Genomic DNA, 23,971 nt, shown 5'->3' on the forward strand with positions numbered 1-23,971 from the left:
GTGCGGCGCCGGCGCGCCGCGGACGGAGCGCGATCCGGTTCCCCGGAGGAGGCGGACTCCGCCCGCGCGGATCGCCGGTCGGCGCGCGAACGGCGGCCGGAGGACTCGGGGTCGGTCATGCGGTTCTCCTGGTCGGCGGCGTCAGGCATCGTCGTTCCCGTCGTCGAACTGGCCGGTGGCCTCGCCGGGCTCGTCGTCCATCCCCGCGACCGGGCCTCCGGAGCGGCCACGCTCGAGCGAGAGCCCGGTCGGGACCGCGAGCAGGAGGGCGACGAGGAAGACGAGCACCAGCGCGATCGTGTAGGCGACTCCGAACGGTCCGACCACGCCGGAGGGCGCGGCCTCCGTGCGGGTGCCCTCGGTGTCGACGGCCGACCAGAGCAGGCCGTAGCGGGTGTCTCCCACGGCCGAGAACGCGGCGTTCCCGTCGAGCGCCACCGCGGCACGAGCGCGGACGGAGGCGGCGGCGTCGCCGACCTGGCTGTCGGCGGGCTCGGTCAGCACGACGAACCGCACGCCGAGCTCCCGCAGCGCCGAGGGCACGTCGAAGCCGGTGCGGGAAACGAGGTTGCCCGCCAGCTCGTCGAGGGCGTCGGTGCGCTCGGCGCCGGTGTTGGCGAGCGTCGACTGCTGGTCGAGTGTCGCCCCCGCGCCGCGTTCCAGGCGCGCGAGGATCCCGCCGTCGGCCTGTGGCACGAGCACGATGGTTCCCACCCGAGGATCGTTCTGCGCCTCCGCGGCGACGTAGGCGGGCAGCGAGCGGTCCGTGGTGGTCGTCACTCCGGCACCGGTGGGGAACGCGACGGCCAACGGGCCGACCGCCACCGCGACGGCGGCTGTGACCGCGAGCGCCGGCACGATCCGGAGGGAGGGCAGGGCGGCGATCGAGAGGGAGAAGCCGGTGACCAGTCCGAGCCAGTACAGGCTGAGCCCGGTGCCGCTCCAGACGGCCACGGTCTCGGAGCCCGTCGTGGTCACCTGCACGCCCTGGGCCAGGGAGGCGGTGACGAGACCCGCCGCGGCCACGCCGACGCCGCCGAGCGCCGAGAGGTTGTTCGGCAGCAGCAGGGCCGCCACCGCGGAGACGATGAGCGGGAGCACGAGCGCGGCGGTGACGAGCGGCACGACGGAGGCGTCGACGCCGAGGCCGCCGAGGAACCCGAGCCACCCGGTCGAGAGCCCGCCGGGGAAGCCCGCGAGGAGCGCGACCGTCTCGGACTGCCCCGACGGCAGCGGCACGCCGGGGTCGGCGACGATCGCGAGCCAGTCGCCCCGGGGCGCCCGAGCCAGGATGAGCGGGAAGAGCAGGACGAGGGCGGGGATCGGCAGACCGAGGAAGCGCCCCAGGCGGCGGCCTGACGTCGCGACGACGACGAGCCAGATCACGAGCAACGGCACCGTGAGCACGGGCGCGCTGGCGACGACCGCCGCAGCGAGGATCGACGCCGTCGCCGAGGCGGACCACGACCGGTACGCGCCGTATCCCGCGAAGAACAGCCACGGCAGCAGGATGTGCACGAGCAGCGGGCCCGGCCGGCCGTCAGCCTGCGCGGCGAAGAACGAGGGTGCGAGCACGTACACCAGCGCACCGGCGGCCCGGGCCGCGGCGCGCGGGGTCAGTCTCGCGATCATCAGCCAGGCGCCCATCGCGGCGGCGGGAAGGGCCAGGAGGTAGAGCAGCACCATCGAGAAGCTCGGCGACCAGAAGGTCAGCGAGCCGAGCACGGCGAGCACGGAGGCGAACGGGTCGGCGGCTCCGATGAAGCCGGGACCGAGGTCGCGCCAGCCGTAGGCGGCGTTGCGCCAGAGCTCGGCCACCGTGGGCGAGAGCGTGAGCAGTCCTCCGCCGCTGAGGGCGGGAGCGGCGACGAGGGGGGTGTAGAGGGCGAGGCCGGCCAGCGCAGCCACGAGCACGATCCACACGCCCCCGCCCTGGAAGAAGTGCAGCGGATGCCGATCGCGCCCGGCCTGTACGCGCACCGCGTCGTGCCGGACGGAGCGGAGCTGCCGCACCACGTCGAGCGGGATGCGCAGCGGAGCCACCGCCTTCCAGCCGACGTTCTTCGACGAGCGCAACACCCTGCGGGCGCGGAGCACCTTCGTGCCGCCGAACACGACGACGACGGCCGCGAGCAGCTCGCCTCCGACCAGCCCCGGCTGCTTGCGCAGGAGGCGTACGACGGCGCGGCCGATGGCGAGCGGCACGAGCGAGAGCCAGTGCAGCAGGAGGAGCGCGACGGGCGCGTAGGCGAGCCGACGGTGCAGCTGCGCGGTGCGGTGCTGGCGCGCTCGGCGGCGCTCCCCGCTGTCGATCCGACGTCCGTCGGGTCGCTGCAGGCCGATCCGCGCGGTCGTGACCCGGGCATCCGGGACCCGGCTGACGCGGTGCCCGGCGAGGCGGGTGCGGATCGAGAAGTCGAGGGCGTCGTCGACGACGGGCAGGCCGGGGTCGAAACCGCCGAGCTCCTCCCACAGCGAGTGGCGAACGAGCATGCCGCCCGCCGAGACGGCGAGCACATCGGGAGTGGAGTCGTGCTGCCCCTGGTCGAGCTCGTCTTCGACGAGGTGGACGGTCGTTCCGTACTTCGTGACCGACTCGCCGTAGCTGCGGATGTACCCGGATCGGGTCCAGTCCATGACCTTCGGCCCCGCGACGGCGACGGAGGGAGCGACCTCGACGGCGCCGAGGAGGGCGGCGAGGGCGCCGGGCTCGGGAGCGGAGTCCTGGGCGAGCAGCCAGAGCCACTCGTCCTCACCTGCCGGCGGCTGCATGACGCGCACGGCGCGCGCCACCGCCTGGCCGAAGGGGAGGTTCTCGGCGACCTGGACGAGCTGCGTCGGGCCCCAGGAGGCGAGCAGCTCCTCGGTCGCGTCCTTCGAGCCGCCGTCGACGAAGACCGTCGCGTCCGGCTGCCGGGTCTGCGCCCGCAGGGCCGTGAGGGTTCGTTCCAGGTACGCCGCGCCGTTGCGCGCGACGAGGACGGCGGTGACTCGTGGATACATCGCGGACCACCCTAAGCGATCGGGACCGGGGCCCCGCCTATGGCTCGCCGCCCCACCGATGTGGCGCGCTCCGCGAGCACGGGCCGGGATCAGGCCCGACGGCGCAGCTTCCTGCGCTCGCGCTCCGAGAGGCCGCCCCAGATGCCGAAGCGCTCGTCGTTCTCAAGGGCGTACTCGAGGCACTGGGCGCGGACCTCGCAGGAGGTGCAGATCTTCTTCGCATCGCGGGTCGACCCGCCCTTCTCGGGGAAGAAGGCCTCGGGATCGGTCTGTGCGCAGAGGGAGTCGACCTGCCACGAGAGCGCACCGGTGGGCGGCGCTGTCTCGGAGTCGATGCCCGGCCGGACCCCGGGAACACCGAGGCGGACGGGATCGACGAACCAGTCCTCGGGGACTCCGGAGTGCTGTTCCGGAAGCGTCATGCCGTCTCCTACCCCGCCTGCGAACCGATGGACGGCGGGCAGCTCCTCCCGGAGCGACCGCCTAGGTAATTACAGCGGTGTCATTCGCTCAGGTCAAGTCGCAGACCATAAACCCTCAACCCTCCGTGGAGGGTTCATCGGGCTCCGGCGTGTCGTGAAGATGAACTCCTGTCAGCCGTTCGCCGCGCTGCGGGCCCGCCAGGCGCTCTCGACCATCTCGGCGACGGTGTGGCGCATCTGCCAGCCCAGATCGCGGGCGGCGCGCTCACCGGAGGCGACGATGCGGGGCGGGTCGCCGGGGCGGCGCGGGGCGACCTCCGGGGTGAAGGCGATACCGGTGCTCTCGGCGATGGCGCGCATGATCTCGCCCACCGACGCGCCGACTCCGCTGCCCAGGTTGTAGACAGGATCGACCGGCTCCCCTGCGGCGAGCCTCTGCGCCGCTGCGACGTGGGCGAGTGCCAGGTCGGCGACGTGGATGTAGTCGCGGACACAGGTGCCGTCGGGCGTCGGGTAGTCGTCGCCGTAGATCCGCGGGGTCCGGCCGGCCAACAGAGCCTCGAACACCAGCGGGAAGAGATTGTGGGGGCTCGTGTCATAGAGGTCGGGCGCGCCAGAGCCGACGACGTTGAAGTAGCGCAGGGAGGCGTGGCGCACTCCATGTGCGCGACCCGCGTCGGCCAGCAGCCACTCCCCGATCAGCTTCGACTCGCCGTAGGGCGACTCCGGGCTCTTGGGGGTGTCCTCGGTCACGAGCTCGACGTCGACCGCGCCGTAGACGGCCGCGCTGGAGGAGAAGACGATCGAGTCGACGCCGGCGCGCTCCATCGCCGCGAGCACGCGCATCGTGCCCGTGACGTTCTGCTCGTAGGTGTGCAGGGGGCGCTGCACCGAGACTCCCGCGTACTTGAAGCCGGCGACGTGCACGACGCCCGCGATGTCGTGCTCGGCGAAGACGCGGTCGAGAAGCGCCTCATCGAGGATCGAGCCCTGATGGAACGGGACGCCGTCCGGCACGAAAGCCCCGTGCCCCGAGGACAGGTCGTCGAGCACGACGGGGTCGATGCCCTGCTCGGAGAAGGAGCGGACGACGTGCGCCCCGATGTACCCGGCTCCCCCGGTGACCAGCCATGCCATGCGCAACCTCCTCGATACCCGGCCCGCGGCTTTGCGCACCGCAACTCACCCTATCGGCGGCGCGACGACCGGCAGGATCACGATGCACGGCGATATCCTGCCAGGGTGCTCCGCTCGGTCGCCGTCCTCGCCCTGCCCGGTCTGGCACCGTTCGAGTTCGGCGTCGTCTGCGAAGTGTTCGGGATCGACCGCGGCGCAGACGGCGGGCCCGCGCTCGATTTCCGCATCGTCACTCCCGATCCCGGCCCCGTCCGCAGCGCTCTCGGCTTCGACGTCGTCGTCCTCGACGATCTCACCGCTGCCGAGGACGCCGACCTGATCGCTGTCCCCGCGCACGGCGGAGGTCCGGCGGACGACCGGGTCCTCGGCCTCCTCCGCCGCGCGCACGAGCGGGGCGCATGGATTCTGAGCGTGTGCAGCGGCGCCTTCACGCTCGCGCAGGCGGGACTGCTCGACGGGCGACGGGCCACGACCCACTGGATGCACGCCGAGGAGCTGGCGCGGCGCTTCCCCGCCGTGACCGTCGATGCGGACGTGCTGTACGTCCAGGAGGGGCGCCTGGTGACCAGCGCGGGCACCGCGGCCGGGATCGATGCGGCGCTGCACGTGGTCCGCGAGGAGCTCGGACCGCAGGCCGCGAGCGTCGTCGCGCGGCGCATGGTCGTTCCTCCGCAGCGGCACGGCGGCCAGGCGCAGTACCTGCGCACGCCGATTCCGGTGGCGCACGCCGACTCCTTCGCCGCGGTCATGGAATGGATGCTCGAACACCTCGATCAGGAGCTCACGATCGAGGCTCTCTCTCGGCGCGCCTGATGTCGCCGCGCACCTTCGCGCGCCGGTTCCGCGCCGACCTCGGGACGACTCCGCTCGCGTGGCTCACCCGGCAGCGCCTCCTGCGGGCGCAACTGCTCGTGGAGGAGTCGGACCTGACGCTCGAGGCGGTCGCCGCCCGGGTGGGCTTCGGCACGGCCGCGGTCATGCGGCACCACTTCACCCGGGTGCTGCAGACGACGCCCGCGGCCTACCGGAGGACCTTCGCCGCCTGAGGGAGTGCAGCCGAGGGAGCGCGGATCAGACAGTCGCGACGAACAGCGTCCCGCGCCCGGTGACCGCGAGGGCACCCTCCGACGGCGTCACGAACACGCTCTCGCCGCGCTCGACCCGTGCCGAGCCCTCGGCTCCGCTCACCGCGAAGGAGCCGTCGGTGGCGATCGCGATCGCCGGTCCGCGCAGCTGCACCCGGACGGCCTCGTCCGACTCCGGCTGCACGACGGCGAGCACGAAGTCCGGGACATCGGGGCGGTAGAGGCGGACGCCGGGCGCCGCCTCCTCGGCGGGCAGGTACGGCACCGGCAGCGGCGAGAACTCGAGCACGCTCACGAGCTCGGGGACGTCGATGTGCTTGGGGGTGAGCCCGCCGCGCAGCACGTTGTCGGAGGCGGCCATCACCTCGACGCCGGTGCCGTCGAGGTAGGCGTGGATGTTGCCCGCCGGCAGGTAGAGCACCTCGCCGCGGGCCAGCCGAACCCTGTTGAGCAGGAGGGAGAGCACGATGCCGGGATCGCCGGGGTAGGACGCGGCGAGGTCGCGGACCGTCGCCGTCTCGAGCCGGTCGTCACCCGCGCAGGCGTCGACGACGGCCGTCACCAGGGCGGCGACGTCGGCGCGGTCGCCGTCGGCGAGCAGCCACGAGACGGCACGTCGGAGGACCGCGGCGGGCTCACCGTCGAGTGAGTCCGCGAAACTCGAGACGGCTGCGGAGCCCGCGCCCGACGACCGTTGCGCGAGCTCGGCGAACAGCGTCCGCGCGGCGGCGGGATCGCGAAAGCCGCACAGCGCGTCGAAGCGCTCGCTCAGCGCGTAGATCAGCTCGGGCTTGTGGAACGGATCCTTGTAGTTTCGATCGGCAGCGTCGAGGGGGATGCCGGCCGCCTCCTCCTCGACGAAGCGGCGCCGGGCCGTCTCGGCCGAGGGGTGCGCCTGGAGCGAGAGCGGACCGCCGGCGGCGAGGATCTTCAGCAGGAACGGCAGACGCGGTGCTCCCGAGACCGGATCGACCGATCCCTCGACTCCGGCGAGCGCCGCCTCGGGTTCGCGGGCGATCCACTCGGCGAGTGTGTCGGCACCCACCACGGAGGGGTCGAGCACGCGCGCGGGCGAGCCGGCGTGCGCCCCGAGCCAGAGCTCGGCCTCGGGGGCTCCGGAGGCCGCCGTGCCGAGAGCCTCGGAGATGCCGGTGAGCGAGCCCCAGGCGTAGTCGCGGGGTGTGTTGCCGATCGGGATGAACATGGGAGCTCTGGCCTTCCGTCCGGGGAGTGGGTCGGAGCCGCTCGCCCGGATCCGCCCGGGCCGGCCCGCCCCGACGCTAGCAGGATCCACAACGCGCGCCCGGGAGGAGGGCCCGCCCATTGGCGTTCACCACCAGAGGACGCGGCGCTCGTCCGCCGCGTTCGTACGCTGGGCGCAGCAGCATCGCCGCCGCCACTGCGGCGCCGCGGTGCCGTGTCCGACGAGCGATGGAGCATGGAGCATGGACAGCACGACCTTCGAGACCCTGACAGCCGACTTCTACGGATTCGAGGCGGGCCTGACCCCGGGCGAGAAGAAGCTGCTCGTCGGCCTCCGGGCTTTCCTCGAGGAGCAGGTGCGGCCGATCGCCGACGACTACTGGGAGCGCGCGGAGTTCCCTCGTCAGCTGATCCCCGGGCTGCACGCGACCGGCGTCATCGGTCTGTCCTGGCCCGAGACCCGGGCTCTCGAGAACTCGGCGGTGTTCCGCGGCTGGGTGGCGCTCGAGCTGGGTCGGGTCGACGCTGGGATCGCGACGTACGTGGGCGTGCAGAACGGCCTGGTGATGGGCACGGTCGGCGTGGCCGGCTCCGACGAGCAGCGGGCGCAGTGGCTGCCGAGGCTCGCCTCGGGCGAGGTGGTCGGCGCGTTCGGGCTGACCGAGCCGCACTCCGGCTCCGACTCCGCACAGGGCCTGCGCACCACCGCGCGACGCGAGGGCGACACCTGGGTGCTCGACGGCGAGAAGCGCTGGATCGGCAACGCGACCTTCAGCGACGTGACCGTCATCTGGGCCAAGGACGTCGAGGACTCCCAGGTGAAGGGCTTCCTGGTGCCGACCTCGACGCCGGGCTACCGAGCCACCGCGATCGCCCGCAAGCAGAGCCTGCGCACCGTGCAGAACGCCGACATCGTGCTCGACGGCGTCCGCGTGCCCGAGTCGCTGCGACTCCAGGGCGCGAACTCGTTCCGCGACACGGCGAAGGTCCTCCGCCTCACCCGGGCCGAGGTCGCGTGGCAGGCGATCGGAGTCGCGATCGGCGCCTACGACGCGGCTCTGCGCTACGCGAAGGAGCGGGTGCAGTTCGGCAAGCCACTGGTGGGCCACCAGCTGGTGCAGGACCTCCTGGTGAAGAGCATCGGCAACATCACGGCGAGCATCGCGCTCGCGACCCGCGTCTCCGAGATGCTCGACGCCGGCGAGCAGCGCGACGAGCATTCGGCGCTCGCCAAGGCCTACGCGACGGCGCGGATGCGCGAGACGGTCGCCTGGTGCCGCGAGGTGATGGGCGGCAACGGCATCGTGCTCGACTACGGGGTCGCTCGCTTCTTCGCCGACGCGGAGGCGCTCTACTCGTACGAGGGCACCCGCGAGATGAACACGCTGATCGTGGGCCGCTCGATCACCGGTACGGCCGCCTTCGTCTGAGCGTCTCCGGCCGATCGGCTCCGTCGCCTGGGCTCGCCGGGCGGGCGACGGGCCGCTCGTGGCCGCTCCCTAGACTGGTCGCCATGATCCGTCGCGTCGCGCCCGCCGCTCCTCGAGGGCTGGCCGTGGCAGTGCTGGCGGTGCTGCTGGCGGGGCAGGCGCTGCGCAACCTCGTCGGCTGGTGGGGGTGGGGCCTCGTCGTGGCCGTCCTGCTCGTCGCCTCGGTGGTCGTGCTCGTCCGCGCGCGCCCGCGCCTGCGCTGGGCCCGCACGCCGAAGTCGCTGGTCGCCTTCCTGGCGCTCGCGCTGCTCTCGCTCCTGTGGTCGGCCTATCCCGGGGCGAGCGCGATCGGAGTCGGCGCTCAGCTCGCCACGACGGTCGGCGGCGTGATGCTCGCGCTCACCCTGAGCACGGGCGAGCTCGTCACCGCGCTCGGGCGCGCGCTGCGGATCTCGATCGGCCTGTCCCTGCTGTTCGAGCTGGTGGTCGCCGTCGCCGTCCGGCAGCCGATCCTCCCGGTCGGTATCGAGCCCCCCGCTGACGGTCGCGTGCCCGATGCGTTCTACTGGTCGCAGGCCGCCCTGTTCACCGGCGACCCCGTCCAGGGCATCGTCGGCAACCGCAACCTCCTGGGCTTCCTCGCGCTCCTGGGCCTCGTGGTCGTGGCGATCGAGCTGGCGGCGGGCTCGATCACCCGCCGCTGGGGTGTCCTGTGGCTCGCGCTCTCGGCCGCGACGCTCCTGCTCACCCGCTCCGCCACGGTGCTGCTGTGCCTGGTCGCCGTCGCGCTGGCCGCCGGGTTCGCCCTGTGGGCCCGTCACCGTGGAGAGAGCGGCCGGCGCCCCGTGTACCTCACCGCCGCCGCACTGGCCGTCGTCCTCGGCGCAGCGGGCAGCGCCGGGTGGGGCACTCTGCTCGGCGTCCTCGGCAAGAGCGAGGACGCGACCGGCCGCCTCGACATCTGGCGCGCGGTCGGGGAGCTGACTCTGCAACGCCCCGTGCTCGGCTGGGGCTGGGTCAGCTACTGGGCGCCGTGGGTCGCTCCCTTCGACACCCTCGCCGAACGCAAGGGCGTGCTCTACCTTCAGGCGCACGACGCCTGGCTCGACGTGGCCCTCCAGCTCGGAGTCGTCGGCCTCCTCCTCTTTGCGGCCCTCGCCGTCTCGACACTGTGGCGCTCCTGGTTCCGCGCGGTCGACCGCCCCCGGCGGGACGCACGGTCGACGCTCCCCTACTCCGCTCTTTCGCTCGCGCCCCTCCTTCTGGTGGTCGCGCTGCTCGCGCAGTCGCTCTTCGAGAGCCGGATCCTGATCGAGGGCGGCTGGATGCTCCTCGTGGTCCTCGCCGTGCAGACGAAGCAGCCGGCGACCGAAGCGGCCGAGGTGCTCGCCGCCGAGCCGACCCTCCGGCGAGCTCCCGCTCGAGGCGATGAGGCTCCGCCGCCCCTCGCTCCCCGCCTCCGTCGCCGACGCGACGGCGTCGCCGCAGTTCGCCGCGGCCCTCGCGCAGACGACCCTCGTCACCGTGCTCTGCGCCCCGGCGGTGCGCGGGATGATCGGCTGGCCGGGCTACATCGCAGCCGTCGCGGGTCTCGTCCTGCTCGCGGCCGGGATGCTCGTTCTGCGCCGTGGCCTGCTCGACTGGGAGGGCCTGCTGCCCACGAGCATCCTGGTCTTCCTCGGCTGGACCGGCCTGAGCGTCCTCTGGAGCGACTACCAGTGGGTGACGCTCTCGAGCGTCACCTACCAGCTCGCACTCGCCTTCCTCGCGATCGCGATCGGGCTCACCCGCGACATCATCCAGATCATCCGCTCCGTCGGCGACGTGCTGCGCTTCGTCCTGATCGCCTCGATCGCCGTCGAGGTGCTCTCCGGGATCCTGATCGACGTGCCGCTGCGCTTCCTCGGCGTCGAGGGGCTGCTCGCCGACGGCGGGCCGATCCAGGGGCTCGTCGGCACCCGCAACCAGCTCGGGCTGGTGTGCCTGCTGGCGATCGTGACGTTCTCGGTCGAGCTGGCGACCCGCTCCGTGGCACGCGGGCCGGCGATCGCCTCGATCGTCCTGGCGGCGACGACCCTCCTCTTCACCCGGTCGGCCGTGAGCGCCGGGGTCCTGGCGGTGGCCGCCGTGGTGGCTCTCGCGCTCCGCTGGGTCCGCCGCGGCGACAGCGGCCATCGGAGGCGTCGCCAGTACGTCGTCCTCGGCGTCGCGATCGCTGCTGCGCTCACCGCCTGGCTCCTGCGCTACCGCGTGATCGAGCTGCTCAACGCCGGGAGCGAGTTCGAGTTCCGGCTGCGGCTCTGGCAGCAGGTCTGGCGGTTCAGCGATCTGACACCGATCATCGGCTGGGGCTGGGTGGGCTACTGGCGCACCGATCTCTACCCCTTCACCGCGATCGACTACCTCTCGGGCCGGCCGCACTCGTCGAGCCTCAACGCGCTGTTCGACGTGGCGCTGCAGGTCGGGCTGGTCGGAGTCGTGCTGTTCGTGGTGCTCGTCGGCCTGGCGCTGTGGCGGTCCTGGCTGATCGCCTCCGAGCGCAAGGCCGTTGTGCACGTCTGGCCGGTTCTGGTGCTCACGGTGCTCGTGGTCACCGCACTGGCCGAGAGCTCCATCCTCCTCGACGCGGGCTGGCTGCTGGTCGTGCTCTGCGCGATGCGGGCGGCGCAGGGCCTGAGCTGGCGCCGCCTGCTCCGCCCGCGGGAGTGACGCCGGTCAGCGCGGGCGGCGCCGCTCCCCGACGGCACGGAAGACGGCGAGGTGCTCCTCTCGGCAGCGCTCCCAGCTGAAGTGGAGGGCCCGCTCCACCCCGAGCGGCCCGAGCTCACCCGTGCGCGCGATCGCCTCGAGGATCCCGTCGGCGATCGAGCGGGGCTCGAGCGGATCGATGTAGACCGCCGCCTCGCCGCAGATCTCCGGCAGCGAGCCGGAGTCGGCCGCCGCGACCGGGCAGCCGGACGCCATCGCCTCGATCGGCGGAAGACCGAAGCCTCGTAGAGACTCGGGAACGCCAGCACCGCGGCTCGACGGTAGAGGTCGGCGAGCTCGTCCGGAGTGACGTGGCCGCGCCACTCGACGAAGTCCGGTAGCGGGCCGAGGCGGTCCAGATCGCCTCCGGTCAGCACCAGCCGCAGGGCGTGGCCCTCGGCCCGGAGCAGCCGCATCGCCTCGAACAGGCGCGCGTGGTTCTTGTGCGGCCACGCGCGCGCCGGATAGAACACGAAGTTCTCGCGCGAACCGAGGTGGGGCCGGAAGCGCTCGGTGTCCACGCCCAGGTGCGACACGTGGATCCGCTCCTCCGGTATCCCCAGCAGCTCGACGATCCGGCCCTTGGTGAACGCACTGATGGTGATCACGGCGTCCGCGCGCCGCGCCGTGGCCTCATAGGCGATCCGGCGGAAGACGCGCTCGACCCGCGGGAAGAGGTGCGGCAGATCGCGGTGCTGGAGGTCGAACAGCATCTGCACGTGACCCTGACGGCGGGAGGGATAGGGCAGGGGTACCGTGAAGGGGAAGTACAGCACGGCCTCGCGGCCGAGCCGCCGACGCAGGCGCCGCGTGCGCAGCAGCCCCTGGAGCATCCCGATCGCGCGACGGCGATGGCCGGCTCCGCTCTGCACCCCCTCGGCGACGACCTCGGGCACTCCCTCGCTGAAGCCGCGCGCGTTCTCGGGGACCAGAGTCTGGACGGCGAGCCCCTCCTCCCCCGGCCGCGGGACCAGGAGGCGCGTCAGCGCACGGGCGTAGGTCTCGCCGCCGCCCATCCCGCCCGGATCGACGGTGAGCACAGCGAGCGTGACGGGGAGCGGTTCCGGCATGGCGTCCAATCGTGTCCGAGCCGGGCCAGGATACCCGCGGCGCCGCGTCGATCCCGCTGGCCTCTGACGCCCGTGGGTAGGATGTAGCCCGCTGTCATCGACCCCGACGAATTGGACCACCACGTGCCTCGCGCTTTGATCACCGGAATCACCGGCCAGGACGGCCTCTACCTCGCCGAGCTGTTGCTCTCGAAGGGCTACGAGGTCTTCGGCCTGGTACGCGGGCAGAACAACCCGAAGTACGAGCTGGTGCGCCGCACCGTGCCCGGTGTGACCCTGCTCACCGGCGACCTGACCGACGTCTCGAGCCTCGTGCGCGTGCTCGCCGCCGCTCAGCCGGACGAGGTCTACAACCTCGGCGCGATCTCGTTCGTCGCCTACTCGTGGGAGAACGCCTCGCTCACCACCGATGTGACCGGCAAGGGCGTCCTCAACATCCTCGAGGCCACGCGCCTCTACGCCGGCGACGACATGTCGCGAGTGAAGTTCTACCAGGCCTCCTCCTCCGAGATGTTCGGCAAGGTGCAGCAGGTCCCGCAGAGCGAGGACACGCTGCTCTGGCCGCGCTCCCCCTACGGCGTCGCAAGGTCTTCGGTCACTACATGACCATCAACTACCGCGAGTCGTACGGCATGCACGCTTCCTCCGGCATCCTCTTCAACCACGAGTCGCCCCGCCGCGGCCCCGAGTTCGTCACCCGCAAGATCAGCCTCGCGGTCGCGCGGATCAAGCTCGGCCTGCAGGATACGCTCGAGCTCGGCAACCTCGACGCGAAGCGCGACTGGGGCTTCGCCGGCGACTACGTGGACGCGATGTGGCGGATGCTGCAGCAGCCGGAGGGGGACGACTACGTGGTCGCCACCGGTGAGACCCACGAGATCCGCGAGTACCTCGACATCGCCTTCGCCCATGTCGGCATCGAGGACTGGACCCCCTACGTCACCCAGAACCCCGCGTTCATGCGCCCGGCCGAGGTCGACCTCCTCATCGGCGACCCGGCGAAGGCCCGCGACGTCCTCGGCTGGGAGCCGAAGGTCTCGTTCCCCGAGCTCGTGTCGATGATGGTCGAGAACGATCTCGCCGAGCAGTCGGCGCTGATCAGGTAGTCATGCCCGCAGCTCTCGTCACCGGAGCGAGCGGACAGGACGGGGGCTACCTCGTCGAGACCCTGCTCGCCGACGGCTGGGAAGTCTCCGCGCTCGTGCGCGGGGCCGATGCCGCCTCCCTGCCGGCCGCTGTCCGCGCCTTCGAGGGCGACCTCGGCGACCCGGCCGGCCTGGGCCGAGTCGTCGCCCGGGCGCAGCCGGACACGGTGTTCCACCTGGCCGGCCTGTCCTCCGTCGCCCTCTCGTGGCAGGAGCCCGTGCTGACCGCCGAGGTCACCGGAACGGCGGTCGCAGCTCTCCTGGAGGCCTCCTGGCACTCCAGGAGTCGGCCGGTCGCGAGGTGCGCTTCGTGCAGGCGTCGTCCTCCGAGATCTTCGGCGCGGCGACAGCGAACCCGCAGACCGAGGAGACCCCCATCCGACCGGTCTCGCCCTACGGCGCGGCGAAGGCGTTCGCCCACCACCTGGTCGCGGTCTACCGCGGGCGCGGGCTGCACGCGTCCTCGGGAATCCTCTACAACCACGAGTCCCCCCGCCGGCCCCCGGGCTTCGTGACCCGCAAGATCACGGCGGGTGTCGCCGCCATCGCGACGGGGGCCGAGTCCGAGCTCTCGCTGGGCAATCTCGATGCTCGCCGCGACTGGGGCTGGGCCCCTGACTACGTCGATGCACTGGTGCGCGCCTCCCGTGCCGAGCAGCCCGGCGACTACGTCGTGGCGACCGGAGTCGCCCACTCGGTGCGCGACTTCGTCCGCGCCGCCTTCACGGCCGCCGGCATCGACGACTGGGAGCACCGGGTCACGGTCGACCCGCGCTTCGCGCGGCCGGTCGACGCCCCCGAGATGCGGGGCGACGCCTCCCGCGCACGCGAGGTGCTCGGCTGGTCGCCGACCGTGAGTTTCGAGGAGATCGTCGCCCGGATGGTCGAGAACGACCTCCACCTCGCGCGCCGAGCGGTCTGACTGCGCGGATCACCCCGCGCCGTCTCCGCGCCGCCGCGGAACCGAAACGTACAATGATCTGGCTGCCGCCACGGCAGTGCTATGGCTGGGAGACCGATGAGCAGCAGGAATACCACGATCACGCGCGCGGCGGACCGCGTCGATGCGATCGCCCAGGAGCCGTTCCATCAGAGCGGCACGCAGCCCGGAGGGCGCCGCGCGAGCGGTTTCGTCTCGGCACTGATCGACATCTTCAAGCACCGCGAGCTGCTCCGGCTCCTCGTGAACCGCGAGCTCAAGGCGCGCTATAAGGACTCCAGCCTCGGCTTCGTCTGGACGCTCATCCGCCCCCTCGTGATGCTGATGATCTACTACGTGGCGATCGGTCAGTTCCTCGGAGCGGCCCGAGGCATCCCTGTGTTCGCGATCTTCGTGTTCTGCGGTCTCACCCTCTGGAACCTCTTCAGCGAGATCGTCGCGACCGGGACCACGTCGATCCTGGCGAACGCCGGACTGATCAAGAAGGTCTACCTCCCCCGCGAGATCTTCCCCGTCGCGACCATCGGTGCCGCTCTGTTCAACTTCGCCGTGCAGTTCCTCGTGCTGATCGTGGGAGCGGCGGCGCTCGGAGCCCTCACCATCAGCTGGCAGCTCCTGTTCATCATCCCGGCGCTCGCAGTCACCCTGGTCTACGGGCTCGCACTCGCACTCGCACTGTCCGCACTGAACGTCTACCTGCGCGACATCCAGTTCCTCGTCGAAGTGGGGCTACTGATCTTCTTCTGGCTCTCGCCGATCACCTACGCCTGGTCTTTCGTGGTGCAGACGGTGCCGAGCTGGATCGAGCAGATCTACCTGCTCAACCCGATGACGAACGCGATGCTCGCATTCCAGCGGGCCATCTGGGGTCCCGGATCCCACGAGACGCTGGTCGAGCAGGCCGATGGCAGCTTCACCGCGGTGCCCGGGCAACCGTGGCCCGCCGACATGGCCCTGCACCTTCTCATCGTCTTCCTCGTCGGGGTGGTGCTGGTCTGGGTCTCCCACCGCATCTTCCGCCGCCTCGAGGGCAACTTCGCACAGGAGATCTGACCGCATGACACTCGAGACCGAGGTCGCCGTTCCCGACGCGGCGGCGATGCCGACCATCATTCGCGTTCAGAACGCCTCCAAGCGCTTCGTGATCCGCAAGGACAAGAGCCTCAAAGAGCGCGTCGTCAACTTCGGCCGGGGCAAGCAGCACCGCGATGACTTCTGGGCGCTGCGCGACATCGATCTCGACATCCCTCTGGGATCCACAGTCGGCCTGATCGGCGCCAACGGCTCCGGCAAGAGCACGTTGCTGAAGCTGATCGGCGGAATCATCCAGCCCACGACCGGCACGGTGGAGCGCCGCGGGCGTCTGGCTGCACTCCTTGAGCTGGGTGCGGGATTCCACCCCGACCTCACAGGGCGGGAGAATGTGTTCCTCAACGGGGCGATCCTGGGGCTCTCCCGAAAGGAACTGGAGGACAAGTTCGACTCGATCGTCGACTTCTCCGAGATCTCGGACTTCATCGACACCCAGGTCAAGTTCTACTCTTCGGGCATGTATGTGCGGCTGGCATTCGCGATCGCCATCCACACCGATCCCGATCTCCTCCTCGTCGACGAGGTCCTCGCGGTCGGCGACGAGCCGTTCCAGCGCAAATGCATGGACCGCATCCGTGCGTTCCAGCGTGCCGGCAAGACGATCGTGCTCGTGACCCATTCCCTCGAACAGGTCGGCGAACTCTGTGATCGCACGGTCGTCCTCGAGCACGGTTCCGTCATCTACGACGGAGAGACGGCCCGCGGCCTCGAAGTGCTCCGCAACGGATTCGAGTCGTCGCGCCAGGAAAGGGTCGAGCGGGAAAGCGCAGAAGCGGAGGAGGCGGGCGAGGAGCCCGAGCAGGCCCAGCCGGCTGAGATCGTCAGCATCGAACTTGAGGGCGGGACGGTCGAGCAGGGTAACCGCATCCTGCGCCCGGGAGACGACCTCGAGGTGCGCGTGACCCTGCGTCCGCTGACATCCGCTCCCCTGGAGCGCTGGTTCCTCGGAATGGGTGTGGACACTCCTCTCGGCCAGGTCGTCTTCGGGACGAACACCATGCGCCTGGGCTTCGAGCACCCGCCGCTCACGAAGGAGACCACCGTCGTCTTCCACCTGCCGGACACGCACTTCGGCGGCGGAACGTATGCGGTGCACGCCTCCGCGTCGACGATGGACACGGGAGAATTCACCCGGGTGCCCGTGGGCGCCCGCTTCACGGTCGAGCGCTCGAGCAAGCGGGTCGGTCTGGTAGACGTCGGGGCGTCCGCGACGGTCGACGGCATTACCCTGGCATGACCTCGGAGCAGGTCCGGCTGCTCGTCGATGCGAGTCCTCTGGCGGCTGAGCGGCTGACCGGCGTGGGCCATGTCCTCCTCGAGACCCTGCGGGCGCTCGAGGCCGCGCACCGTCGGGGCGACGTCGACGTCATCCTCTTCGTTCCGGCTTCGGAGCGCAGGGCAGTCGCGAGCATCGGACTGCCGTTCTCCGTCCGGGGCATTCCGCTCCCCCGGCGACTCGTAGGCCTGCTGACTCGGACGTCGGTCCCCCTGGACCCGTTCGTCGGACGGGGGGTCTACTTCTTCCCGAACTACCGCAACTGGGCGCTGACTCGACACTCCCGCGGAATAACCTTCGTCCACGACGCCTGCTTCGCTGTAGCCCCCGAGCTCGTTCCCGCCGACCGTCGGGCTCTCCTCCGCGCCCGGATGCCCGGCTGGCTCTCGCGCTCCGACCTCGTCGCGACGGGGACTCCCTCCGCCGCCGCAGAGATCGTCGAGCACCTCGGCGTCGAGCGGGACCGCGTCGTGATCCTGCCGACCACCGTGGACGCTTCGGTCTTCCGTCGACGTGCCGCCGCCGAGGTCGCCGCAGTCCGCGCCCGGGTCGGGGTCGGGGTCGACCGCTACCTGCTGTTCGTCGGTGCGGTGGAGCCGCGGAAGAACGTCGCCGCTCTCGTGAGGCTTTCGCCGCCGCAGAGCGCCCTCGGGCCACGACGCTCCTGATCGTCGGGGCGACCTCGTGGGACGACGACGATGTCCGACGAGCCGTCGACGAGGCAGTGACCGCCGGAGCCGATGTCCGGCTCTCGCCCGTCTTCGTCGAAGACGCCGAGATGCCGGCGCTGATGACCGGCGCTGACGCCCTCGCCCTCGTCTCGCTGCACGAGGGGTTCGGTCTGCCGGCCCTCGAAGCAGTGGCGACAGGGACGCCCGTCGTCGTGTCCGATATCCCGGGCATCCGCGATGCACTGCGCGGGCACGAAAGCGCGGCGGAGTTCGTGCCGCTCCACGACGAGAGAGCCTTGAGACGCGCACTCGAGTCCGTTCTCGCCCATCCTCGACACGTCGAGGCGGGACGAGTACGCCCCTGGAGCGACGCCGCCGAGTCACTCGTGCGTGCCGCTCAGGGCCTCGTGGAGTCCTGAGCCCCCTGCCCGCACCCTCGGGGAGGAGGAGGCGCTGCGTTCTAGTGCACCGAGACGCCAGCCGGAGCCACAGCAGTGACGTAGCTCCACAGCTCGTCGGCGTACTCACCCCACGTCCGGTTCACCCGGGCGTGCGCCTCCGCGGTGAGGCGCGCGTGCACCTCGTCATCGGTGATCAGCGAGATGAGCGCGTCACGGATCGAGCGGTCGTCGCGGGGATCCACGAGCAGAGCGCCGCCCTGGGCGGCGATGTCCTTCATGCTGCCGAAGCCGGAAGTGATGACCGGAGTTCCGACTGCGAGCGACTCAGCCACCGGAAGCCCGAATCCCTCGTTGAGCGAGGGGAACACCGTGCAGCGCGCGCTCCGATACGCGCTCCAGAGCAGTTCGTCCGTGATCGCCGAGAAGGAGTCCACCGCTCTGCCCTCGTCCTGCAGAGCATGCATTCGACCCTGGAACTCCTCGCTGTTCCACGCGTTCCCGCCGATGAAGGCGAGCGTGAAGTCGACCCCTGACCGCCAGACCAGCTCAGCGGCATGCAACACGGCCAGGTGGTTCTTGCGCGGCTCGTGGCTGCCGATGCAGACGACGAGAGGGCTCCCGTCCTCGGCGCCCAGCAGAGCGCGGGTGCCCTCCTCGTCGAAGTCGGCGCCCCCTCCCGCAGAGGCCGGCAACGGGATCGCGTCGACGTCTGGACCGGATTCGCCCTCGAGCATGCCGCGCCAGCCCCGGAACTCGGTCTGCGAGGCGTGCGACACGGTGGCGACACGGTCCATATGCGAGACGGCGACGAGGGTTCGTGGGAACTGACCGCTGATGCCGCCATGAGCGGTCTCGGCCGTGGTGAGCGGAACGCAGTCGTGGCCGATCATGGTGGTCGCGTTACCACTGAACTCCGTGAAGGCCGAGAGCCGTGCGCTCCGTGCGTCCTCGATCGCGAGCTCCGGGAGGACGTAGAGCGACTCCCAGGGCACCACCACCGGGGCCCGAGGATCGAGCCGCGCATCTGGGGCCGATCCGTAGAGCGCATTGGTGCGCAGCTCACTGCCGACCTCGCGGAATCCGGACATCGCGTCGTCCCACACGATCAGCATCACATCGTGGCGGCTGTTCCACTCGACGATCGTGTTGCGGACGACCCGCTGGATTCCCGTCGCCAGGCCGGTGCGAGCGGTGTGGTGGACATCGACAAGCACGGCGTGCCGTGCAATCACGACGGTGTCAGGAGAGCGGACGATATCGAGGACACGCGCGGCGGCGGTCGGCCGCAGCAGAGACTCCACCAGCCGCGCGACCCCCTCGAGGCGAGCCGTGCGCCGCGAATCGACGACCTGATCGCGCACCGGCAGCTCGGCGTTCAGAACCGCGAGGAGGAGCCATGTCTGCTCGAAGGTCGGCTCGGCGAGCGCATCGGACACCTGCCGCACCAGAGCCGGAACCTGGCGGGCCGGAGGAGTCGTCGGCTCGACTGTCTCGAGCAGCAGGGTCAGGCGCTCGATCGCTGTCGACTCACGCATCGTCATCCTCCTCGTCGCGCCCAGCCCTGGAAGGCACGAGGGCCTCCCACAGCTCGGCGGAGTAGTCGTTCCAGGTTCGTTTCGGACGAGAGCGAGCCTGCGCGGCGAGCTCCGCCAGCCGCTCATCGGAGTCGAGCAACTCGCGCATCGCCGCGAGGAGCTGGTCGTCGTCGTAGGGATCGACAGTCAGGCATCCGCCGTCGGCGGCGATCTCGGCCAGCGATCCGCGGTCGGACGTGATGGTCGGGAGGCCGAGAGCCAGCGCCTCGGCCACAGGCAGGCCGTAGCCCTCATGAGTCGAGGCGAAGACGAAGAACCGTGCGTTGCGGTAGGAGGACACCAGCACGTCGTCGCTCGCACCGCGGACGATCTCGACGGGCCTACCTCGGCGCTGAGCCTCCCGGATCCGAACGTCGAAGACCTGGGTCGCCCACGGATTGCCCCCGCCGATGAAACGGAGCCGGAACTTCTTGCCCTCGCGCCACAGCATCTCTGCTGCGAAGAGGGTCGCCAGGTGGTTCTTGCGCGGCTCGTGGCTGCCGACCGAGAGAACGAGAGGGAGGTCGTCCTTCTCGGGAGTCGCCTCCGTCGTCAGCGGAGGCGACTCGACGGGCAACGAGACGGTCGACAGCTCAGGGCCCTCGAGCCCCTGGGCGGGCAGTGCCGCCGTGAAGCCCTCGAACTCCTGTGTCGCGGCCGCGCTGATGCCCGCGACCCGGGTGGCGTGCTTGACCACCGTGAGGTAGTTGACGAAGCGCAGGCTCTCCTGCGGTGGCACGGTGTCGGCGCTGACCACCGGGATCGCGTCGTATCCGATCACGCTGACCGTGTTGCCCGAGAACTGAGCGAGCGCGGCGAGAGGATCACAGATGCCCACCGTGGGCACCTCGGGTATCACGACGGTCGAGCGGAACGGCACGACGAACTCGACGCGGTCGGGACGGCCCTGCTCCCAGGGCCGCGCACTGCTGGTCTCGAAGTCGATGACCCGCTCGAGCTCTCCGGCACCGAGCCGACGCAACGCCATGGAACCGTGCTCCCAGGCGGTGAGGATCAGATCGTGGTCACGATGCCAACGCTTCATCGTCTGACGGACCACGCGTTGAATACCGGTCGCGTGCGAGTTGCGGGCGCAGAAGTCGACGTCGACCACGACCGCGTCGGTGACGACGGAGAGCGTCGTGGAGAGGTCGTGGTAGCCGGTCGAGGCCCGAGTGCCGGCGACCATGAACACGCGCATCGCCTCGTGCGGCTGCGCCAATTGCAGCGAGCGTTTGAACCAGCTGAACAGGTGCGGCACGGGGTAGACCCCGAGGAACGCCGCCAGCGAAAGCCAGGTCAGGTCGTCCGAGTCGCGACGCTGCACAGCTCGCGCGATCTCATCGAGGAAGGGCCCGGGGCCCCGGTCGGCGAGATCGGCCGACGCCGCGGGATCCTCGAGAACGAACGGCGCGATCTGCTCGAGCCGTTGCACGACGAAGGCACGGCGGGCGTCGCGACCCGCGAGGTCGAGGTCGTTCACCGGGCCCGACCGCCGAAACGGCGCTTGGCGTAACGGATCGAGTGGCGCACTGCGCCGGGCAGGCCCAGCTGACCGACGCGGATCTGGAAGGTGCGTGCTGCACGCAACGGCCGCGTGACCTTCCACGAGAGGGTCGACTCGAAGTCGGCCACGTAGTGGACACCGCCGAAGTGCATGTTCGCGGCCCACTGATCGAGTGGGTCGTTCAGCAGGGAATCCAAGCGGTCACGGAGCTCCTCGATGGTCTCCGCTTCGGTCGCGCCCTCGTTGCGGGCGCGCTGGGGGAACGTCGTCTCTTCAGGCACAGCTCCAGTGTAATCGGCCGACAGGCTTCTCTCGGGCGCCTGTGATGAACGGCGGGTCCCGGAGCCCCGCTCGGCCATCTCACGATGCGCGTCGACGACTCTGTCGGCGGCGCCCCCGCTTCCTCCCAAAAAACGAGAGATCTCATCACCTGCAGAGGGGAACGGCATTCCTGCGCCGTCATCTCTCGCGGGACAACGAGAGGAGAGTCCTCTGCGGGCCGGTGAAACGTGGGCGTGGAAGCTCCTAGGAGGGTCCCTCAACTGATGACAGCGGGTCACGAGAGCGCACTTCTCGGGCGTCGGATCTCCCCTCGCGCCAACTGATCCCGAGGCGCATAAGGGTAGAAATCAGTCACTGCTGACGTCCGAATCATGGCACCAGCAGCACCAGACGTTCTCGAGCGGACAAGGGCACCGGCAGCACATCGCACAGGCGTCGATTCTCGCTCCCGATATCGCGGACGACGCGCGGAGAGGCGAACGGTACCGCGATGGCGGAAAGAACCTTCTCTTCACTCTCACCCGACCGATGCGGGCGGCATTCGCGTCAGAAGTCGAGGTCGGTGCACGCGCTTATCAGCGACGGGACGTCAGCGGTGGGGCAGGCGGATCCCGGATGTGTCGGCGACGGCGGAGGCGTCGTCCTCGAACAGAGCGGCAGCGGCCATCTCGGCTTCGCGCCGCTCGACCACTCCTCCTGAGCGGTGGTGACCGAACACCCAGTAGCGGTAGAGGACGAATCGGAAGGCGGTCGCGAGCACAAGACCGATGACGTTGGCCGAGATGTTGTCGGCCACCAGATTGTCGAAGCCCAGGACGTAATGCGAGACGTAGAGGGGCAGCAGGTTCACGGCCATGCCCGCGACGGCCACGACGCTGAACTCAGCGAGTTCGAGGAGGTAGTTCGCTCGGCGGTGCTCGCGGAAGGTCCAGTAGCGGTTGCCGAACCAGGTGACGACGGTCGCTGCGGCGACGGCGACCACCTTGGCGCCGATCGGCCCCGACAGCAGGTGCTCTCCGCCGATCCCGCCGACCCGGAGGAGGTTGAAGACGGTGACGTCGACGACGAGGCCGATGATGCCGACCACGCCGAACTTGAGCGCGTACGAGACGAGACCTGCGGAGACCGCACGGACGAGCGCGATCGCGCCCCGACGAGGCGGGGTCGCGGCAGTGGTGACGCGGGAATCGGCCACGGGCTCAGGACACCGGCGTCTTCGGCGGGCGGGTGCGGGTGCCTTCGCGCAGGCGGATCCTCACGAGGATCCAGATCGCTTCGAAGCCGTCCTTCACGGTGATCTTCTTTCCCTCTTCGCGGGTACGGGCCTTGTAGCTGATGCCGACCTCGTAGGGACGGTAGCCGCGGGCGAGGAGTTTCCCGGTGACCTCCGCCTCCATCCCGAACCCCTTCTCCCTGATGCCGAGGGAACGGTAGAGACTCAGCGGCATCAGCTTGAAGCAGGTCTCCACATCCGAGATGTAGGCGTTGAAGAGGATGTTCGTGATCAGGTTCACGCCCTTGTTGCCCAGCACGTACCAGTACGAGAACGACGTGTGACTCCCGAACGTGCGACTCCCGTACACGAGCTCCGCCTCTTCGTCCAGGACCGGCTGCAGCAGCGATGGGATCTCGCTCGGCCGATACTCCTCATCCGCGTCGCAGATGATCACGTAGTCACCCGTCGCCTCCTGCACGGCCCGGCTGATCGCCGCGCCCTTGCCCTGGTTGCGCGGCTGGTGGAACACCCGGATCCGCGGATCCTCGAGGGAGTCCAGGATCTCGCGGGTCCGATCACGGCTGCCGTCGTTCACGATCACGAATTCGATCTCGACGCCCTCCTGGAACTCCACAGCGAGGACACGATCCACTGCCTTGCGCAGCGTCGCCTCCTCGTTGAACACGGGCATCAGGATCGACAGTCTCACAGGGCACCGCTCTCGTTCGACGCACCCTCGGAGAACCAGCGCACCGTGCGCGCCAGCCCCTCCTCGATCGACACCTTCGGCTCCCAGCCGAGGACCTCGCGGGCACGGGTGATATCAGGCCGACGACGCTCGGGATCGTCGACAGGGCGAGGACCGTAGTGGACCTCGGAGTCGCTTCCCACGAGCTCCACGATCCGACGGGCGATCTCCCGCAACTCCAGCTCGTCCACGGACCCCAGGTTGATCGGGCCCGCGTCGGACGACTCCACCATCCGCAGGACACCCTCGACCAGATCGTCGACGTAGAGAAGGGACCGCGTCTGCGTCCCGTCACCGTGCATCGGCAGCGGAGAACCCGCCAACGCAGCCTTCGCGAACGCCGGTACCGCCCGGCCGTCGTCGATGTCCATGTTCGGCCCGTACGTGTTGAAGATCCGCACAACACCAGTGTCCACGCCGAAACTGCGCCGATACGCGAACGTCAACGCCTCCGCATACCGCTTCGCCTCGTCGTACACACTCCGCGGCCCGTTCGGATTCACGTTCCCCCAGTACTCCTCGTGCTGCGGATGCACATGCGGATCCCCGTACACCTCCGACGTGGAAGCGAGCACGAACCGGGCACCATCCCGACGCGCCACATCCAGCAACGCCTCCGTCACCACCGAGCCGGCATGCAAGGTCTCGATCGGATGCGCCAGATACCGCGGCGGCGACGCAGGCGACGCGAAATGCAGCACCACATCGAACGGACCCACGAGAGAGCGCGCAGTGGCCGCGTCCGCCTCGACCACTGTGAGCGCGGGGTGGCCGAGGTGGGCAGCGACGTTGCGGGTCGAGCCGGTCAGCAGAGAGTCGAGAACGACCACCCGGTCGCCGCGGCGGAGGAGACGTGCGGCGAGATTCGATCCCACGAACCCGGCGCCACCGGCGAGAAGGACAGTGCGTGTCATGGAAGAGCTTTCGTCGAGCATGCGTGCTGGGCGGCGACATCCCGGCGGAACCCGAAGAAATTACCATAGGGTTCCCTCGCGCCCGGACAGGCCCCGCCTCCGCTCAG

The 23,971-nt window shown here is 70.3% G+C and carries 17 protein-coding genes and 5 pseudogenes; 11 read left to right on the forward strand and 11 right to left on the reverse strand.

What is annotated here, in order from left to right; genetic code table 11:
• Nucleotides 1-141: 141 nt before the first annotated feature.
• From ACH61_RS03905 to galE, 3 genes are all read right to left on the reverse strand, one after another.
• Complete coding sequence (locus ACH61_RS03905) at nucleotides 142-3,003, reverse strand: glycosyltransferase family 2 protein (RefSeq protein ID WP_068208809.1); 2,862 nt, start codon at nucleotides 3,001-3,003, stop codon at nucleotides 142-144.
• An 89-nt stretch (nucleotides 3,004-3,092) separates the two neighbouring features.
• Complete coding sequence (locus ACH61_RS03910) at nucleotides 3,093-3,425, reverse strand: WhiB family transcriptional regulator (RefSeq protein WP_082844998.1); 333 nt, start codon at nucleotides 3,423-3,425, stop codon at nucleotides 3,093-3,095.
• A 171-nt stretch (nucleotides 3,426-3,596) separates the two neighbouring features.
• A complete protein-coding gene (gene galE / locus ACH61_RS03915; protein WP_068208811.1) occupies nucleotides 3,597-4,562 on the reverse strand; it encodes a UDP-glucose 4-epimerase GalE in 966 nt (321 codons plus the stop codon).
• 105 nt (nucleotides 4,563-4,667) lie between these two features.
• On the opposite strand from galE, the pseudogene ACH61_RS03920 reads away from it, so the two are divergent.
• A pseudogene (locus tag ACH61_RS03920) lies at nucleotides 4,668-5,608 on the forward strand (GlxA family transcriptional regulator).
• Between the two features lie 25 nt (nucleotides 5,609-5,633).
• Here the strand turns inward: ACH61_RS03920 and manA are convergent.
• A complete protein-coding gene (gene manA, locus ACH61_RS03925) occupies nucleotides 5,634-6,851 on the reverse strand; it encodes a mannose-6-phosphate isomerase, class I (RefSeq protein ID WP_068208812.1) in 1,218 nt (405 codons plus the stop codon).
• 241 nt (nucleotides 6,852-7,092) lie between these two features.
• On the opposite strand from manA, the gene ACH61_RS03930 reads away from it, so the two are divergent.
• The 3 genes and pseudogenes from ACH61_RS03930 to ACH61_RS03940 all read left to right on the forward strand — a co-directional run bounded on the left by ACH61_RS03930 (nucleotide 7,093) and on the right by ACH61_RS03940 (nucleotide 10,989).
• Nucleotides 7,093-8,280 (forward strand): acyl-CoA dehydrogenase family protein, encoded by a 1,188-nt coding sequence (locus ACH61_RS03930; protein WP_068208814.1) that lies wholly within the window; start codon nucleotides 7,093-7,095, stop codon nucleotides 8,278-8,280.
• A 389-nt stretch (nucleotides 8,281-8,669) separates the two neighbouring features.
• A pseudogene (locus ACH61_RS19250) lies at nucleotides 8,670-9,419 on the forward strand (O-antigen ligase family protein); the annotation flags it as partial.
• 289 nt (nucleotides 9,420-9,708) lie between these two features.
• The gene (locus ACH61_RS03940) at nucleotides 9,709-10,989 is read left to right on the forward strand and encodes an O-antigen ligase family protein (protein ID WP_068208816.1); all 1,281 of its coding nucleotides are present in this window, start codon (nucleotides 9,709-9,711) and stop codon (nucleotides 10,987-10,989) included.
• A gap of 6 nt (nucleotides 10,990-10,995) precedes the next feature.
• Here ACH61_RS03940 and ACH61_RS19255 read toward each other — a convergent pair.
• Nucleotides 10,996-12,098, reverse strand: a pseudogene (locus ACH61_RS19255) (glycosyltransferase family 4 protein).
• 123 nt (nucleotides 12,099-12,221) lie between these two features.
• Between ACH61_RS19255 and ACH61_RS03955 the strand changes: the two are divergent.
• The 7 genes and pseudogenes from ACH61_RS03955 to ACH61_RS18145 all read left to right on the forward strand — a co-directional run bounded on the left by ACH61_RS03955 (nucleotide 12,222) and on the right by ACH61_RS18145 (nucleotide 17,641).
• Nucleotides 12,222-13,204, forward strand: a pseudogene (locus ACH61_RS03955) (GDP-mannose 4,6-dehydratase).
• A gap of 2 nt (nucleotides 13,205-13,206) precedes the next feature.
• Nucleotides 13,207-13,461: pseudogene (locus tag ACH61_RS18800) on the forward strand (GDP-mannose 4,6-dehydratase); the annotation flags it as partial.
• A 92-nt stretch (nucleotides 13,462-13,553) separates the two neighbouring features.
• Entirely contained in the window at nucleotides 13,554-14,165 is a 612-nt protein-coding gene (locus ACH61_RS18805) for a GDP-mannose 4,6-dehydratase (protein WP_269085052.1), read from the forward strand.
• 96 nt (nucleotides 14,166-14,261) lie between these two features.
• Entirely contained in the window at nucleotides 14,262-15,236 is a 975-nt protein-coding gene (locus ACH61_RS03965) for an ABC transporter permease (RefSeq protein ID WP_068208826.1), read from the forward strand.
• Nucleotides 15,237-15,240: 4 nt separating this feature from the next.
• Nucleotides 15,241-16,512 (forward strand): ABC transporter ATP-binding protein, encoded by a 1,272-nt coding sequence (locus tag ACH61_RS03970; protein ID WP_068208827.1) that lies wholly within the window; start codon nucleotides 15,241-15,243, stop codon nucleotides 16,510-16,512.
• Nucleotides 16,509-17,219, forward strand: a complete 711-nt coding sequence (locus tag ACH61_RS18140) for a glycosyltransferase family protein (RefSeq protein WP_068208828.1) — start codon at nucleotides 16,509-16,511, stop codon at nucleotides 17,217-17,219. Before ACH61_RS03970 ends, ACH61_RS18140 begins: the two co-directional genes overlap by 4 nt.
• Nucleotides 17,219-17,641, forward strand: a complete 423-nt coding sequence (locus tag ACH61_RS18145) for a glycosyltransferase (protein WP_236713531.1) — start codon at nucleotides 17,219-17,221, stop codon at nucleotides 17,639-17,641. Before ACH61_RS18140 ends, ACH61_RS18145 begins: the two co-directional genes overlap by 1 nt.
• Nucleotides 17,642-17,682: 41 nt before the next feature.
• Here ACH61_RS18145 and ACH61_RS03985 read toward each other — a convergent pair whose 3' ends face one another.
• The 6 genes from ACH61_RS03985 to ACH61_RS04010 form a co-directional block, all read right to left on the reverse strand.
• Nucleotides 17,683-19,158: a glycosyltransferase gene (locus tag ACH61_RS03985; protein ID WP_068208833.1), complete on the reverse strand. Its 1,476-nt coding sequence runs from the start codon at nucleotides 19,156-19,158 to the stop codon at nucleotides 17,683-17,685.
• Nucleotides 19,151-20,680 carry a glycosyltransferase family 4 protein gene (locus ACH61_RS03990; protein WP_068208834.1) on the reverse strand — a complete coding sequence of 510 codons (1,530 nt, stop codon included), beginning with the start codon at nucleotides 20,678-20,680 and terminating at the stop codon, nucleotides 19,151-19,153. Before ACH61_RS03990 ends, ACH61_RS03985 begins: the two co-directional genes overlap by 8 nt.
• Nucleotides 20,677-20,985: a hypothetical protein gene (locus ACH61_RS03995; protein ID WP_068208836.1), complete on the reverse strand. Its 309-nt coding sequence runs from the start codon at nucleotides 20,983-20,985 to the stop codon at nucleotides 20,677-20,679. Before ACH61_RS03995 ends, ACH61_RS03990 begins: the two co-directional genes overlap by 4 nt.
• A 590-nt stretch (nucleotides 20,986-21,575) precedes the next feature.
• The gene (locus ACH61_RS04000) at nucleotides 21,576-22,181 is read right to left on the reverse strand and encodes a GtrA family protein (RefSeq protein ID WP_082845001.1); all 606 of its coding nucleotides are present in this window, start codon (nucleotides 22,179-22,181) and stop codon (nucleotides 21,576-21,578) included.
• 4 nt (nucleotides 22,182-22,185) lie between these two features.
• Complete coding sequence (locus tag ACH61_RS04005; protein ID WP_068208838.1) at nucleotides 22,186-22,911, reverse strand: glycosyltransferase family 2 protein; 726 nt, start codon at nucleotides 22,909-22,911, stop codon at nucleotides 22,186-22,188.
• Nucleotides 22,908-23,864, reverse strand: a complete 957-nt coding sequence (locus ACH61_RS04010; RefSeq protein WP_068208840.1) for an NAD-dependent epimerase/dehydratase family protein — start codon at nucleotides 23,862-23,864, stop codon at nucleotides 22,908-22,910. The genes ACH61_RS04005 and ACH61_RS04010 overlap by 4 nt, the downstream gene beginning before the upstream one ends.
• Nucleotides 23,865-23,971 lie beyond the last annotated feature (107 nt).

The sequence above is a fragment of the Rathayibacter tanaceti genome (assembly GCF_001634385.1).
Classification (GTDB): Bacteria; Actinomycetota; Actinomycetes; order Actinomycetales; family Microbacteriaceae; genus Rathayibacter; species Rathayibacter tanaceti.